This window comes from Paraburkholderia sp. GAS38, from assembly GCF_050434965.1.
Taxonomy (GTDB): domain Bacteria; phylum Pseudomonadota; class Gammaproteobacteria; order Burkholderiales; family Burkholderiaceae; genus Paraburkholderia; species Paraburkholderia phenazinium_A.
The window spans coordinates 181,508-196,840 of record NZ_JBNDJO010000016.1 but is presented as its reverse complement, the minus strand read 5'-3'; the positions used below and the strand labels follow the sequence as shown (position 1 = coordinate 196,840).

Annotated in this window: 12 protein-coding genes; 11 read left to right on the top strand and 1 reads right to left on the bottom strand. The window is 58.1% G+C overall.

Features of this window, described 5'->3' with window-relative positions; all coding sequences use genetic code 11:
* On the bottom strand, nucleotides 1–4,133 hold a 4,133-nt coding region (locus tag P3T42_RS30915), incomplete at its 3' end, for an ESPR-type extended signal peptide-containing protein (protein WP_429308191.1).
* A 728-nt stretch (nucleotides 4,134–4,861) separates the two neighbouring features.
* Here P3T42_RS30915 and P3T42_RS30910 point away from each other — a divergent pair.
* The 11 genes from P3T42_RS30910 to P3T42_RS30860 are packed head-to-tail and all read left to right on the top strand — an operon-like array spanning nucleotide 4,862 to nucleotide 15,279.
* Nucleotides 4,862–5,140: a Flp family type IVb pilin gene (locus tag P3T42_RS30910; RefSeq protein ID WP_429308190.1), complete on the top strand. Its 279-nt coding sequence runs from the start codon at nucleotides 4,862–4,864 to the stop codon at nucleotides 5,138–5,140.
* A 25-nt stretch (nucleotides 5,141–5,165) separates the two neighbouring features.
* Nucleotides 5,166–6,692, top strand: coding sequence for a pilus assembly protein TadG-related protein (locus P3T42_RS30905; protein WP_429308189.1), 1,527 nt, complete (start codon nucleotides 5,166–5,168; stop codon nucleotides 6,690–6,692).
* Nucleotides 6,689–7,576, top strand: a complete 888-nt coding sequence (locus P3T42_RS30900) for a hypothetical protein (protein WP_429308188.1) — start codon at nucleotides 6,689–6,691, stop codon at nucleotides 7,574–7,576. Before P3T42_RS30905 ends, P3T42_RS30900 begins: the two co-directional genes overlap by 4 nt.
* Nucleotides 7,573–8,286 carry a hypothetical protein gene (locus tag P3T42_RS30895; protein ID WP_429308187.1) on the top strand — a complete coding sequence of 238 codons (714 nt, stop codon included), beginning with the start codon at nucleotides 7,573–7,575 and terminating at the stop codon, nucleotides 8,284–8,286. Before P3T42_RS30900 ends, P3T42_RS30895 begins: the two co-directional genes overlap by 4 nt.
* Before the next feature lies 1 nt (nucleotide 8,287).
* Complete coding sequence (locus P3T42_RS30890) at nucleotides 8,288–8,494, top strand: hypothetical protein (RefSeq protein WP_429308186.1); 207 nt, start codon at nucleotides 8,288–8,290, stop codon at nucleotides 8,492–8,494.
* Nucleotides 8,495–8,514: 20 nt separating this feature from the next.
* Complete coding sequence (gene cpaB, locus P3T42_RS30885) at nucleotides 8,515–9,618, top strand: Flp pilus assembly protein CpaB (RefSeq protein WP_429308185.1); 1,104 nt, start codon at nucleotides 8,515–8,517, stop codon at nucleotides 9,616–9,618.
* A gap of 23 nt (nucleotides 9,619–9,641) precedes the next feature.
* Nucleotides 9,642–11,297 carry a type II and III secretion system protein family protein gene (locus tag P3T42_RS30880; RefSeq protein ID WP_429308184.1) on the top strand — a complete coding sequence of 552 codons (1,656 nt, stop codon included), beginning with the start codon at nucleotides 9,642–9,644 and terminating at the stop codon, nucleotides 11,295–11,297.
* A gap of 22 nt (nucleotides 11,298–11,319) precedes the next feature.
* A complete protein-coding gene (locus P3T42_RS30875) occupies nucleotides 11,320–13,188 on the top strand; it encodes an ATPase, T2SS/T4P/T4SS family (RefSeq protein ID WP_429308183.1) in 1,869 nt (622 codons plus the stop codon).
* Nucleotides 13,189–13,198: 10 nt separating this feature from the next.
* Nucleotides 13,199–14,047: a type II secretion system F family protein gene (locus P3T42_RS30870; RefSeq protein WP_429308182.1), complete on the top strand. Its 849-nt coding sequence runs from the start codon at nucleotides 13,199–13,201 to the stop codon at nucleotides 14,045–14,047.
* Between the two features lie 3 nt (nucleotides 14,048–14,050).
* Entirely contained in the window at nucleotides 14,051–14,932 is an 882-nt protein-coding gene (locus P3T42_RS30865; protein WP_429308181.1) for a type II secretion system F family protein, read from the top strand.
* A complete protein-coding gene (locus P3T42_RS30860; protein ID WP_429308180.1) occupies nucleotides 14,929–15,279 on the top strand; it encodes a DUF192 domain-containing protein in 351 nt (116 codons plus the stop codon). Before P3T42_RS30865 ends, P3T42_RS30860 begins: the two co-directional genes overlap by 4 nt.
* Nucleotides 15,280–15,333: the final 54 nt, after the last annotated feature.

Below are 15,333 nucleotides of genomic sequence, written 5' to 3'. Positions count from 1 at the left end.
TCGACATTCACTGCATCGTTGTTCGCCTTGCCGTCAGCCACGTTCGCAAGCGTCACCGGGGTCGTCGAGCCTGCACCGCCCAGCGTCACCTTGTTTTTGGTCGTGTTGTCGTACGAAACGAACGCGTTCGAAATGTTGCCGCTGCTGTCGATGTTTGCACCCATCGCCTTCAACTGCTCGACATTCACTGCATCGTTGTTCGCCTTGCCGTCAGCCACGTTCGCAAGCGTCACCGGGGTCGTCGAGCCTGCACCGCCCAGCGTCACCTTGTTCTTGGTCGTGTTGTCGTACGAAACGAATGCGTTCGAAATGTTGCCGCTGCTGTCGATGTTTGCACCCATCGCCTTCAGTTGCTCGACGTTCACCGCATCGTTGTTCGCCTTGCCGTCAGCCACGTTCGCAAGCGTCACCGGCGTGGTCGAGCCTGCACCGCCCAGCGTCACCTTGTTCTTGGTCGTGTTGTCGTACGAAACGAACGCGTTCGAAATGTTGCCGCTGCTGTCGATGTTTGCGCCCATCGCCTTCAGCTGCTCAACGTTCACCGCATCGTTGTTCGCCTTGCCGTCAGCCACGTTCGCGAGCGTCACCGGCGTGGTCGAACCTGCACCACCCAGCGTCACCTTGGTGTGCGACGAGGTGTCGTACATCACCGAGTCAGGGGAACTGCTCGAGGCTACAGCCACGAGGGCCGAACCGACGTCATGATAGGTCTTCCCGCCGATCGTATAGGACGGATTCGTGATCGAACCATCCGTTCCGCTCACGGCTGCCTGGCCGCCCAACGCAGCCGTGAGGCCTGCCAACTGGCTGACGTTCACCGCATCGGTGCTGGACGTACCGGCCGCCATATTAGCGATCTTGCGTAGAGTCGAAGTCGAGCTGTTGCCTACCGAAATGGTATTGGCGCGATCAGCCACCGAACCGGCGCCGAGGGCCACAGAATTAGCCTGCGAAGCGGAAGCGTTCGCACCCAACGCCATTGAATTGGTCGCCCCTGTCATCACGAATGCGTTGCTACCCATCGCAACCGAGTTTGCCATGTTCGTCTGGCTACCCGAGCCGAGTGCAAGCCCGTTTGCCCCTTGGGAGTTAGCGTTGTAGCCGATCGCCACAGCGTTGTCCGCTAAGGCGTTCGTCGACGCGCCAGCACCAATGACCGTCGTGTTCAGGGCCAGCGCAGCGGCCATATTGCCCACAGCAGTAGAACCGTCTTTAGCTGTACCTGCACCTGCACCGACGGCCAACGAACCTTTACCCAACGCGGTAGCCGTCGGACCGATCGCCATTGCGTCCAACGAGTTGTCCGTGTTAGTGGCTGTCCCGCCGGTGACGTTCGAGCTTACCGCGATATAGCTGGTTACCGGCGTCGACGCGCCCACCATCATCATCGACTTCACGCCGCTTGTCTGCTGAGTCAGTTGCTGTTGCAGCGAGGTTTGCAGAGCGCTTAGCTGACCGAAGGTCGCCACGTCGGTCGCCGCTACACCGTTCGCAACGTTCATGATCCGGCGTTCCGCACCCTTGGAACCAACCGAAATCGTGTTCGCAACAGTAGTCGTAGAATTAGAGCCAATCGCCACTGAATCGGCGAACTGCGAACGCGCACCGGAGCCAAGCGCCAACGAATTTGTTCCGCTCGCGTACGCTCCGCCGCCAATAGCCACGGCTTCGCTGCCCGTAGCGATTGCAGACGAAGACGTCGATACAACCTTGATGTACTTCGAAGTACTCGCAACCTGCCCGTCGAGACCATCAATCGCCGAGCCCATTGCGTCGAGCGCTGAGCCAACATCGTGGTAGGTCGTGCCGTCCAAAGCGTATGCCGGCGCCGAAATCGTGCCGTTTGTGTTTACGACCGTGTTGCCGCCCAGTGCGGCTGCCACGCTCGCTGCCGTGCCGTACAGTTGCGAACCGTTGATAGCGTCCTTGCTGCTCGACGTGATCTGGCCGGCCGCGACGTTGGTCAGACCGACTGCGCTTGTCGCGCCCGCACCGCCGAGCGTCACGTTGCTCTTGGCCGCGTTGTCGTAGGCGACGAACGCGCCCGTCACGTTGCCGCTACTGTCGATGTTGGCACCCATCGCCTTCAGTTGCTCGACGTTCACCGCATCCCTGTTCGCTACGCCGTCGGCCACGTTTGACAACGTCACAGGCGTCGTCGCTGCTGTCCCACCGAAGGTCACCTTGGTGTGCGCCGCCGTGTCGTACTTCACGCCATCGGTTGAACCCGTACCGGCCTTTGCGTCGACTGCGGCCAGCGCTGCACCAACGTCGCCGTACGTGCTGCCGTCCAAAGTGTATGCCGGCTTCGAGAGCTTGCCGTCTGTGCCCACCGTGATGTTGCCGCCCAGCGCCGCTGCTACGCTGTTCGCAGTACCAAAAAGTTGCGAACCGTTGATCGCGTCCTTGCTGCTCGGCGTGATCTGGCCGGCCGCCACGTTGGTAAGCGTCACCGGCACGCTTGTCCCCGTACCGCCGAAGGTCACCTTGTCATGCGCCGACGTGTCATAGATAACAGCGTTCGGCGAACCTCCGCCCGAAACCGCCGCAACCGCGTTATTCAACTGCTGAACGTTGACCGCGTCGGTGTTCGCCGTGCCCTGTGCAACGTTGATGATCTGACGCTCTCCGCCAGCGTAACCGATCGATACTGCGTTTCCACGATTGGCTACCGAGTTCGAGCCCAGCGCTACGGAATCGCCCCCCTCCGCATCGGCACTAGAGCCGATCGCGACCGAGTTTAAGCCGACTGCCCTCGAATCATCCAACGTCGAATTGGCGTGGAAATACTTGATACCACCCGTGACAAAATTGTTTATCGCGTTGGTTACGTTTTGCGCAATGAACGCGACGTTCTGGTTGGTCTGATACAGTTGACCGCCGTTCACCGCATCGGTACTGGCAGCCGAGGAGATGTCACCAGCGGCGACGTTCTTGAGCTTGACGGGCGTCGTGTTACCCACGCCACCAAGCGTTACGCTATCGCGCGCGGAAGAATCGTAAAGCACAACGAGCGGCGACCCCGCGATGCCGTTATTCACAATGTTGTTGACGGTGTTCGTGACGTTGGCGACGTTCCCCGACAGATTCGCCAAATTGTTCGCAACATTCGCCACGTTCTGATTCGTCTGGAACAACTGCGAACCATTCACCGCATCCGTGCTGTACAAAGACGAAATGTCACCGGCAACCAGATTGGTGATCTTCGTGCCTTTCGAGCCCTTCAACGTAATCAGGTTAGACGCCGAGGTATCGTAAGTCACAACGTTGTCGCCGCCGCCGCTGGGGTTTCCGCCGATACTTTCGATCGCCGCGTTTAGCTGATCAACGTTAACTGCATCAGTGCCCGCCGCACCCGCCTTAACATTAGTAATCTGACGGGTATATTGTTGCGAACCGTCACCCGACAAATAACCGACCGACACCGAATCGGTACGACTAGCAACCGAATTCGCGCCGAGCGCGACCGAACCGGACGCCAGAGCAACAGCGTTAGCACCGTACGCGCTAGAATTGTTGCCGATCGCCATCGAAAATGGACCTGACGCAACTGAACTAGCGCCCGTTGCCCGCGCATCGGAAGATTGATCGGTCGACGGCGAATTCGCGTTGAAGTAACGCGTGCGCTGATACAGCTGGTTCCAGTTTACGGCATCGCTTGCGTTGGTGCCGTCCGCTAGATTTGTGATCTTCTGATTATTCATGGTGGCACCGCCCATCAGGCTCGCCGTTCCCCACACATCAAGGTAGCCACCAATCGCCACAGAATTGAGCGAAGCATTGCCGGGCGTGCCCGAGTACATCAGGATTTCTTGACCGACGTTGCCTAATCCACTTGCGGTCATGCTGCTGGTCGGGGCCTCACACGCAGAGCCAGTGATTAGGAAACCATTCGCTCCCGGGTTGTCCCTGTATCCATAACAGGCGTCGACCATGCCGAAAGAGTGCCCAATCGGGTTGTCGTTAAGAATAAGTTCAGCGTGCGCCCCGGTGCTACCCAACAATGCCATTGCCGACGCACCAAGTGCCGCTTTGGATACCGACGACTTCTTACCACGTGCCTTGGTCGTTTCCGCTGCGGCCACGTAGGTGCCTGCAGATGCGTTCCATACTGATTTGTGTACCTTGTTCATTACCCTTGCATTCCTTTAAAACGGGCAAGCCCCGCTTGCAGTTCAATTTGTGAAACCTTGTATGAGCGGTCTCCGCAGAAAACTGGCCGCGCGACAGAGGCTCGATCCAGACTTTTCTCGCGTCGTAAATCTAACTGCAGCGCCTATCCCTAAAAGTCAGGGAAAGAGAAACGCGAGCGAGAATTTTCTGAATCACCAAGAGATAGTTCGCGACGATGCCGGATTCCCGTGTCTGGCCTGAATTTCAGCCCATTTCTGGGTGACCAAAACGGCACTGCATACGTCGCGCGATGACAACATCGACGCGTGAATAGCTCGCCACTCCTCGAGTCCCGTCGATGCCCACCCGTCGGCCATATCCTGCAGCCCACGCTGCGGCGACCTTAAATAAGACTAAATGTGTCGCTCACGGACATCCGATCTTCTGCATTCCTACTTTTTTTGTTTGATTTCTTGTTGTATGCCTCCATGCAACACTCGCCTAATCGACTTGAGGCACCAAAGTTACGTTCCTGAAAACGCCGCGAAGCATGAGGAATTACGCCTCGCCGGTTCAGAAATTTCCCCACCCCGCGAAGCGAATGCATTCCTATACTTCGCCCCGACACTGTTGCTCGTGCGTTTTGAGCAGTGAATTGTTTAGTTTCTGTTGTTCGAAACAACAAAGCTTGCAAAGCCGTGTCCAGGCAACACTCAATCTTTTGTATTATTTTTTTGAAATAGAGATCATGAAAATTTCTCAAATCCGTCGCAAAAGCAAGCAGCTCGGTCAAGGCATGACCGAATACATCATCATCGTCGCTCTGATCGCCGTATCGGCAATCGGCGTGTACTCACTGTTCGGTCAGACGCTGCGCAACCAGACGGCTGGCCTGGCCGTCGAAATGTCCGGTCAGAACGCCCAGAGCAACATCACAACGTCGCAGACCAATGCGAACACGGCGACGACCAACGCCAACAAGACGAAGAACATGGGCACGTATAACGACAGCAACAACGCCAACTAATCTCCGACGTTTAGCGATATACACCATGAAACGCTCTGCCCGTAAGGGCAGGGCCAGGGTCGCCGGCGCTAGCGGGCAGGCGCTGGTCCCTGCATTAATTTTTCTACTGGTCGGCAGTATTGGCCTGTACGTGGCGTTCAACTCATTTCAGATGACGAGCGCCAAGATCAAACTCCAGAATACCGCCGACGCCGCTGCCTATAGCGCAGCTGTGCTGCAGGCGCGCGACTACAATTTCTCCGCCTATACGAACCGGGCTATGGTCGCGAATCAGGTTACCGCCGCGCAAATCGTCGCGCTGAAGTCCTGGATCGACGAGCTCGACTCAACCTATGGCACGACACAGGTCGACGATGTTGTAAGCGGCATCGCTGATCATCCGGACAAATGGAACACGCCCAAGAACGCAGGAAAAGCCGACATCGCTCCGGTACGCGCGACCTTGGACGCGCTGTTGCCAACCATCGAGAAAGGTATCGGGTCCTTAAACCGTGCGCTAAGCGTCGCCCAGGCTAACTACCACTCGGCGGTTTTCAGCACCGTGCCCAATACCGCCAATGTAATCGCACAGCAAAATCAGCCCGACACGCAGGTCACTGCTGGATACTTCATCGGTTCGCGCAATGCCGCCCAACTCGCCGCGTGGCGTTCCTATACAGTTGCCGTCACCCCTGCCGGGTCGGCTGGTTCTGACGACTTTGCGGACGTGGTGACAGATGCGAATACGCTCGACGGGTTCATCAAAAATCGTGACTCCAGCCGGAGCGTCGCGCCAAATTTTCAGCAATTGAGCGACACCGCCGACAGGATTTGCGGAGCAAACAGCTACATCACCGTTAACGTCACGCACGACGGTGGCACCCAATTGCGCAACGACAAGGCAGGTTGGGAATCAATCGACGCCAGTACCGCGCACGTCAAGATTAGCTGCATTGGCCCGCTTGAGGTTGCATCGGGCTCTGGCGGAAGCGCGAATGGGAATATCACCACCTTCATGGCCCACCCTCCGTTCGTTGCCTGGCAAGACTGGGCAGGCTACGGCGGTTACTTCAATTTCGGCTTTCAGGGAAGCGCAACGCCTGGTTGGCAGGTGCCTGACTCGATGGCGACCCAGTTCCGCGCGGGCCCTGGGGCCTCACTTGATGCGACCAACGGCGGCCTGTTGCCATATAACGAGGTCGACGGTGTGCCCTTTGGCAACCAGGCACCGCGCATCACGATCGAAGTGACGCGCAACGGCAATACGCTGGTGCAAACCCCCGGTCTGCAAAGTAACGGAAACATGGGCGCCAACCCCACCCCCGCCGGTGGCGCAATCCGCGCACTCTCGAGCGCCAACGCCTATTTCGTTCGTCCTGACGAGACGTCGCTTGTATCGATCATCGGTGGCCTGAAGAACGCGAGTCAATGGGCGCGCCCAGACCATAAAACCGAGTATCCGAGCCTGTTCAGCCCGTACTGGCAAGCACGGCTTGCGCCCGTCAGCGACAGCGAGCGCCAGGCCGCGCAGGCAGCGCAAATGACGGCTTCATCACAGGTACAAAAGCAATGAAACGACTTGACTCCAAGAAGGCCGCGCAATCCGGACAGGCAATGACCGAATTCCTGGTCTCGATGATTGCCGTGATGAGCGTGCTGTTCCTGGCCATCGTGATGCTCGGAAAATTCAACGATGTCCGTAACCGCACGTTGATGGGTTCGCGCTACGTCGCCTGGGAGCGCACGGTTTGGACAGACAGCGATCCGTCGAAGAACTACGTCAGCGATTCGTCCACCACTGAAGGCTGGTCGGCGAAGTATGGCAGTTCCGCACTCCCCGTCTCAAAGACCGACACGGAGATCCAGCATGAGGCTGTGCAGCGATTCGCGGTGGGCGACAACGTAGCCGTTTCCGGCAGCGACCGGACGCAAACCCAATTACCTGGCACCCGGCCGGCAATGTGGGACGACTACGGCGGCCAGCCTTTGCTCGCCTCGGCGAATGACGTGCTTGTTTCGACTGGCGTTGGCAATGACCCGTCGAGCAGTCAGACGACTTCTGCGAACGCCTCGTTAGGCTCCATGCAGACCGCCGCCGGCTATTCCTTCGGTTCCAGGTTGACCGTGCCGACGCGTACCCTGCAATTCGGCACCATGAGTATGGCCATCGCTGAAAACAGCGATGTATTGAAGCGGCTTTGGCCGAAAAGCGGTTTATTGCCCAGTTTCAGCGGCCTGGTCTTCACCGACACGAATGTATTGATGGCCAATGCCTGGGTACCGGACGGCACCACCAACGCGAAGGCCCTTTTCAGTCAGGCTGTACCGGCTGCCAACGCGCCGCTCGTACCGTCATCCGGCTACATGGGCCTGCAGAAATACGCACCGGAAATCTCCACACTTCAGTTCGGCCGTGTTCAGCAAGACGTTGTTCCTGGAAACCGGGTAAGCCCATGAGATTCGGTCTTTGCCTCACGCGCATCGGTTGGCTAACCTGCGCGTTGGTTTCCGGTATTGCATTTGCCGGCCCCGCGTGCAACAAGCAGCCCGTCCAGACGCAAAGCATTGAGGCGATCGGTCGCGACATGATTGTGAACGGCGTGCCAACCTCCGTTGTCGGCATCCAGGCAGCCGGTACACCACATGATGTATCGAATGAATTCCGCGAATTCTGGACTCGCGAAGGCGTTCAGATCAAAGCTCAAGTCAGTCCGTCAGGAATGCTACTTAGTGCTTTGGATAGTCCGTGTCTGTACGTACTAAGTATCCCGCCCCAACCAGATGGGGCACGCACCCGGGGGCTTATGAGCGTGATCAGGTTAGGCGGCGACCCCGTCAGCCATCAGGTGCCCGACGACGCCATTCCTTTGCCCGAGGATGGAAAGACCATTTCGGATGTCGAAAGTCGCGATCCGGGTCAGAGCGGGCGCACATGGATGATCGAAATGCTCGGGAGCGCTCGCTGGAACGCGCAGCAATACCGCAGCCGGCTTACTGCGCAAGGATGGTCCAGTGTGGGTCTTCAACCGACCTACCGGCTTGAAAGCGGTCAATCGCTCCCGGAGACGGCTTTCGCGATGCAGCATCGCAGCGACAGCCTCGATGCCAGTTTTTCAGATCGCGACGGAAAAACCGTGGCGGTAATCAATGCGACAAGGAACCGTTGAGATGAAGCAACGAAGACAGTTTAAACATAGGGTTGCGCAGCGCAGTCGTCAACGCGGCCAAGCCTACGCCGAGTACATCGTGGTGACAACTGCCCTGATCAGCATCCTGCTAATGGAGGCAGGCGACACCATGTCTCCAATTGCTGCCCTTATCGCCGGGTTCAAGTCGTTTTTTAGTGCCTATAGCTTTACCCTCTCGCTTCCCTGATCCGCCAAGATCATTTTGTTATGCTTAAAAAAATTAAACTTCGCTCGCTCCTTGGAAATTCCTGGGTTCTGCTCATCCTCGCTGTATTGATTGCTGGTGGCCTGACTTTCCTTCTGTACAAATATTTAACTGACCGTGAAAACAAGCTCAAGGCAGACATGGCTGCACGTCGTGTACACGCCGGCATCGAGGTGGTCGTGCCGGCGCAGGACGTGCCGGTCGGCACGCCGCTGACGAGCGGCGATTTCGTTTCGCGCGAAATCTCCCCGGACCTGGTCTACGACGACATGATCCGCGCCGAAGATTTCTCCAAATACCGCGCTTCTCACCTCGTGAAAGCGGTGCGCCGCGGTCTGCCGCTGCGAGCGGGCGATGTCGACGCCCTGCGTGGCCGTGACTTCTCCGACATCTTGCCGGCCGGTCAACGCGCAGTGACGGTCGAAATCGACACGGTCAATTCGACAGCACTGATGGTGCGTCCGGGCAATCGTGTCGACGTCTATTGGGTTGGCAAGATGTACCACGAGGGTCAGGTCTCCGACGAGAAGAAAATGACCCAGCTCATCATGCCGAACGTACTGGTGCTCGCCACCGGTCAAGATATGCGCCCGCGCGATGCAGGTGAAGCCGCCGAGCAAGACCAGGCGAACGCTAATAGCAGCGCTATGAGCCGGCAGGACGGCATGGGTTTCACCACAGTCACTTTGCAGGTTCCTGTTGATGACGCTCCGCGCATTGCCCTCGCGCAAAAGATTGGCGGCCTGCGACTCATCTTGCGAAACGCCGACGACAAGGGAGCGAATGGTCCTGCACTGGTCAAGGAAAGCGACGTATTCATGGATCCGGATCGGATCACGACAAAAAGTTCCGTGTCTGTTCCGGGCGTCGAGGTGATTACCGGTGGTGGCGTAAATAGCATGGTGATAACACCTCAGGGCACTCCGTCCGTCGGGCAAGACACGCAGGTGGCCGCGCCCACTCCCGCAAACGCAACGCAGCCAACGTCAAGCGCACCGTCTGATCCCGCCGCATCCGCGCGGCAGCCAAGCCTGTATGAGCAGGCCAACGCGATCGCCCAACAACTGCAGAAAGCCGCCGACCGCAACACGTCGACGCAGAACTAAGTAAAGAGCACAGGTTTCAAATCATGAAAGTCAAATACAACGCGACGCGGTTGCGCCGCCGGGTTCTGCCGTCCGTTCTGATCGGCGTTCTGTTGTGCGACGCCGCGCCCGTGGTACTCGCGCAGGCGACATTCTCGTCGGCCAGCGACACCACCGCAGCCAATACTCGCGTGCTCGAATTGTTCCGCGGAGAAGTGCGCATTTTGCATCTGCCAGGCACGATCAAGCGTATCGCGATCGGCAATGGCAAGCTGATTACCGCCAACGTCGTCGACGGTAGCCTGATGCTGCTCGGCGAGCAGGACGGTGTTACCTCGCTCGTCGTGTGGAACGAAAAGGGTATCGCATTGCAAACCACGGTGCGCATTGCGAAAGCGGAAGTGAGCGCCTCAATGGAACAGTTGCGCGCCGTGCTGCGGTCCGTGCAGGGGCTTCGCATCGACGCGATTGGCTCGAACATTGTGCTCTCAGGTGTCGTGCATCGCGACATGGTGCCGATCGTCAAGGCGGCCACGCAAGACATGAAAAACGTGGTCGACACCACCACTGTCGACGAGGGGGATGCGCTCAAGAAAACTGTCCACTTCAAAGTGCAGATCATGGAAGTCACGCGCAACGCGCAGAAAAACCTTGGCATTGCCTGGAACAGTAGCTTCAACGGACCACAAGTAGGCGGCGCGACGAGTGTTGCGACCGGCGCTGCGAAGGCTGTTACGGCGGGAACCAGCTATTTCCTCGCCGGCATCGCGTCCAACATCACCTCTCAGATCAACTTCGCTGTCGACAATGGGGACGCTTACGTCCTTGCTGCACCCGAACTGAACACCAAGAGCGGTGGCACCGCGAGCTTCCTCGCGGGCGGTGAAGTCCCGATTCCGCAATCTGGCGCGCTCGGCACCACCAATGTCGAGTACAAGCCCTATGGTGTCAAACTGAGCATCGTCCCCGTCGTGGATGCGAACAATATCATCTCGGCACATCTGACAACCGAAATCAGCCAGATCGATCCCACGGTTAGCTATGGCGGCATGCCCGGCTTTCTGACCCGCAGCACCACGTCCGATATTTCGATGCGCGCGGGCGAGACGCTCGCCATCTCCGGACTCGTCAGCGCGGACGCCGCGAATGACAGCAATGGCATGCCGTTCCTCGGTCAATTGCCGGTCATCGGGCATCTGTTCCGCTCGGACAGCTTCCGCGCGAAGAAAAGCGATCTCGTGATTTTCGTGACGCCGGTCATTTCAGACCCTGAACTTAGCCCGAACACCGATCTCCTCGCGCGCGCCGACAAGCTGGATCAGAGGTACCAGAATGAATATGGCAATCCGAGTCCGCTGATCTCAGACGAGGAAGATGAGTCGCATACGCGGGCGCCCCGGACACCGATTGGAGCGACTCCGGCGCGCCTTCCTGCGCCGATCCGCAGCACCGTGGCAGTTCCGGCGCCCGCCCCTGCGCCCCTTCCTGCGTATCCGACTAGCAATACGCCATCTCAAGCTGCACCAGTACAAGCCTCAACAGGTGTACCGCCTGCCGGCGTCGCGGAGGCGTTGCGCATGCTGAACGCCGCACAACATCCGCCAGCCGCAACGGGCGGCGTCGCGAACGGTTCGCAGTCCACCACAAACGGCAAAGTGCCCCCGCAACAGGTTGGCGTACTCGGCAGCTCCGGCAACTAACGGAACTTCGTGGAGATTCAAAATGCTCAATCTACAAGTTCACACGCGTAACGCGCCTGTCCGCGCGTTCCAGATCGATCTCGGTTGTACGATCGGCAAGGATGTCAGTTGCGACATCGTCGTGAAGGGGATGCTGGTCGGCAAGGTGCAGGCTCGCATCGTCAAGGAAAACAAGGCTTACTATATCGAAGACCAGGGTGGCATTGCAGCGACGCTCGTCAACGGATCGCCGATCACGCGCTACGGACCGCTGACCGAGGTCGACCAGATCGAGATCGGCAACACGACCATGAAGATCGTGCGTGCTGCTGCAACCGGACAAGCGGCGTCGACCGCACACGCGGCACCGACTGCAACGCCGACTGGCGATGCCACGCCGCAGGCCGTTCCGTCAGTAGCGCCGGTCGCGGACGCTCAAGCCCTCTTCGCACCTGCTACCACCACGACCGAATTTTGGTCACCGGACGCGACGGCCTCGACGGTGCAAACTCGTGCCGCCGAACTGCACCCTACGACCCAGCCTGATCCGTTCCGTGTTCTGCCCACCGCAGTCCGTGCGCCGTCCAGGCACACCGGAAACTCAGCGGCAGAACCGCTGCCCGTGGCACCGATCAATAGCCCGCTCGGAATCGATTTGCGTAAGCGAGCTCACATGAAGGTGATCGCGGCGCTCGATTTGCGTCGTCTGAACGTCGCGCGCATGGAAGACGACGAGTTGCGCAAGACCGTCAGTTCCGCTCTTGATGAGATTTTCAGCCACGACGCCAGTTTTCGTACACCGGACATCCCGCTGGATATCCTGAAGAAAAGCGTGTTTGACGAGGTCATTGGTCTCGGTCCCCTCGAAGAACTGATCGCTGATCCGACGATCTCCGAAATCATGGTCAATTGCCACAACGAGATTTTTATCGAGCAATCGGGGCGACTGACCCGTTCACCGGTGATCTTTACGGACGATCGCGCGGTCATTGGCGCCATTGAACGGATCGTGGCGCCTATCGGTCGCCGCATCGACGAAAGCTCGCCGATGGTCGACGCGCGTCTCGCAGACGGTTCGCGGGTCAATGCTGTGATCCCACCGCTCGCGCTGAAGGGACCGAGTATCACCATCCGGAAGTTCTCCAAGCGAAAGCTAGGTGGCGAGGATCTGATCAAATTCGGCTCGATGTCGTCGGCGATGCTCGAGTTTTTGCGCACTGCCGTGGAGCAGGGCGCCAACATCATCATTTCCGGTGGTACGGGCTCAGGTAAAACGACGCTACTGAATGTGCTGTCAAGTTACATCCCTGACGACGAGCGTATCGTCACGGTCGAAGACGCCGCAGAACTGCAGCTGCACCAACCGAACCTCGTGTCGCTTGAGGCGCGCCCTGCCAACATGGAAGGCAAAGGCGCTGTGCACATTCGCGACCTCGTAAAGAACTGCCTGCGGATGCGGCCGGACCGGATCGTCATCGGCGAATGCCGGGGCGGCGAAGCACTCGATATGCTGCAAGCAATGAATACCGGCCACGACGGTTCGCTGACGACTGCCCACGCCAACACTCCGCGCGACTGCATTGCGCGTCTTGAAGTGATGACACTTATGGCTGGTCTCGATTTGCCGGTACAGGCGATTCGCGAACAGATCTGCTCCGCGGTCGACATCATCGTCCAGCAGTCCCGCTTCTCATGCGGCTCACGTCGAGTCACGCACATAACGGAAGTGAGCGGCATGGAGTCAGGCATCATCACGCTGCAGGACGTGTTCGTTTTCCGGGAAGAGGGTTTCGCGGAGAACGGCAAGATTCAAGGTCAGTTCGTTCCTACGGCTTACATTCCAGACTTCTATCAGGAGTTGATCCGCAGGCGCATTCCGGTCAATACCGACATCTTTACCGGTGCGGAATGAGGGGTCGGTCATGAGTCTTCCTGTCATTCTCGCGGCGGCCTTTTTGGGCAGCATCTTTCTCATCTGGATGATCGCCCGGATGGGCAGCTCCTCGCTCAAGGCCGGGTCAAACCAGATGGTCGGCGAGATCGAGTCGTCGCTCGCCGATGCTTTCGTGTTCGTGAACCGGCAGAAGATGGCCGCCTGGAGCATGCTCGCTATCGTCGGACTACCCATCATCGTCTTCCTGCTCAGCCACAGCATACTGATTGCGCTGGCATCGGTGCCGCTCGCGTTGATGTTGCCCAAGAAGTACCTCGCGCGGATGCGTAAGAAGCGTATTGAAACACTTGAGAAGCAGTTGCCCGACGCGCTCCTGATGATGTCCGGCGCGCTGCGTGCCGGCGCAAGTTTCCCGACTGCGTTGGAAGCGGTGGTGCACGAAGCCGCCCCGCCGATCTCACAGGAATTCGATTTGCTAATGCGGGAAATCCGCCTCGGCATCGACCTGGACATCGCCATGCGCAACGTCGAAAAACGCATTCCGGTTCCTGATTTCATGATGGTGACCGCCGCAGTCACGATTGCGCGGGAAGTGGGCGGCAATCTGGCCGAGGCGCTGGAGTCAGTCGCACGCACGCTGCGCGAAAAGTTGCAAATGGAAGGCAAAATCAAGGCGTTGACTTCGCAGGGGCGCATGCAGGGCATTGTGATGACCTGCTTGCCGTTGTTCCTGATGCTGGTTCTCCGCTTCATGGAACCGAAAGCGATGGCGCCGCTGTTCAACGAGCCGATCGGATGGGGCACGTTGGCCGTCATCGCCGTAATGGAATTTCTCGGCTACAAGTCGATTTCCAAGATTACCAATATCGACGTGTGACCTATGCTGCTTGTTATTGCTTTCATTATCAGTATTGGCGTGATAGCCGTCATCATCATCGGCTACAAATCTATTAACGGTTTGACCGAATCGGTCCCGGATGAAGATCGCGTCTTCCTCGATCCGCTGCCTAAGTCGCTGCGAATGTTATGGCCGCTCGTTAACTTCGTGGCGCATCACTTCGGCGATAAGTTCGGCAAGAAGCTCATCGAAAGGACCGAACTTCAATTGCGCCTGACCTCGCTCACGTTCCTGATGAACGCGCGTCAGTTCCTCGCCTTGTCGATCGTCGCTTCGATTTTGGCCACGCTAATCGCACTCCTCGCCATGATAGCGCTTGGCATGTTCTCGTTCTTTGTGCTCCTCGGCGCCGCACTACTTGGCTACTTCTACCCACGCATCTGGACACGCGATGTTCGGCGCCGCCGCGTGGCACGAATCCTGAAGCATCTGCCTATCTATCTCGACTTTCTGACCCTGGGCGTCGAGGCCGGTCTGAACATCAACGGTGCTCTGCAGAAGGCCGTTGAAAAAGGACCTGAAGGTCCGCTGCGCTGGGAATTCGAGCACGTGCTACGCGATTTGAAGTCCGGTCTGAACCGCTCGGAATCGCTGCGCCGTCTCGACGACCGACTTCGAATCAAGGAAGTGACCAACTTCGTCGGTGCGGTTGTTCAAGCCGAACGGATGGGTTCGGGCTTAGCGAAATCATTGCGTTTTCAATCCGAGCAGCGCCGCAGCGAGCGCTTCCAACGTGCCGAGAAGCAAGCCATGGAAGCGCCTGTGAAATTGGTGTTTCCGCTACTGCTGTTCATCTTCCCAATTACCTTCATCGTGCTCGGATTCCCAATCGTGATGAAATTCGTGCAGGAAGGTTTGCTATGAAATTGACTCGGCTCTATGTGAGCGGACGGGATATCGGCGTCAACGTGTCGGTGACTGAAACCACTCGCGAACGCATGCGCGGCCTGCTTGGCCGTGACCATTTGCCGTTGGACGAAGCCCTGCTTATCAAGCGCTGCTGGTCGGTTCACACATTCGGCATGGGCTTCGCCATTGATGTGCTGTTCCTCGATCGACACCAACGCGTCGTCGCTATCCATCGTGACGTGCCGAAGCGACGCATGTTGTTCAACCTTCGTGCAACCCAAACCCTGGAATTGCCAGCCGGCTCGGCTGGAAGGCATCAGCTTTCGGTCGGTGCCTCTCTTGTTTTGAAGGCGTCCACGTGAATTATCTACACTTCAGATCGAAGAAGTCTTCATCACATCGCTCCCGATTGATCC

What these genes read in the sequence shown, in the direction of transcription:
- P3T42_RS30900 (WP_429308188.1), top strand. Translation starts at nt 6,689, where the DNA reads ATGAAACGACTTGACTCCAAGAAGGCCGCGCAATCCGGACAGGCAATG.
- P3T42_RS30865 (WP_429308181.1), top strand. Translation starts at nt 14,051, where the DNA reads ATGCTGCTTGTTATTGCTTTCATTATCAGTATTGGCGTGATAGCCGTC.
- P3T42_RS30880 (WP_429308184.1), top strand. Translation starts at nt 9,642, where the DNA reads ATGAAAGTCAAATACAACGCGACGCGGTTGCGCCGCCGGGTTCTGCCG.
- cpaB (WP_429308185.1), top strand. Translation starts at nt 8,515, where the DNA reads ATGCTTAAAAAAATTAAACTTCGCTCGCTCCTTGGAAATTCCTGGGTT.
- P3T42_RS30895 (WP_429308187.1), top strand. Translation starts at nt 7,573, where the DNA reads ATGAGATTCGGTCTTTGCCTCACGCGCATCGGTTGGCTAACCTGCGCG.
- P3T42_RS30860 (WP_429308180.1), top strand. Translation starts at nt 14,929, where the DNA reads ATGAAATTGACTCGGCTCTATGTGAGCGGACGGGATATCGGCGTCAAC.
- P3T42_RS30875 (WP_429308183.1), top strand. Translation starts at nt 11,320, where the DNA reads ATGCTCAATCTACAAGTTCACACGCGTAACGCGCCTGTCCGCGCGTTC.
- P3T42_RS30870 (WP_429308182.1), top strand. Translation starts at nt 13,199, where the DNA reads ATGAGTCTTCCTGTCATTCTCGCGGCGGCCTTTTTGGGCAGCATCTTT.
- P3T42_RS30910 (WP_429308190.1), top strand. Translation starts at nt 4,862, where the DNA reads ATGAAAATTTCTCAAATCCGTCGCAAAAGCAAGCAGCTCGGTCAAGGC.
- P3T42_RS30890 (WP_429308186.1), top strand. Translation starts at nt 8,288, where the DNA reads ATGAAGCAACGAAGACAGTTTAAACATAGGGTTGCGCAGCGCAGTCGT.
- P3T42_RS30905 (WP_429308189.1), top strand. Translation starts at nt 5,166, where the DNA reads ATGAAACGCTCTGCCCGTAAGGGCAGGGCCAGGGTCGCCGGCGCTAGC.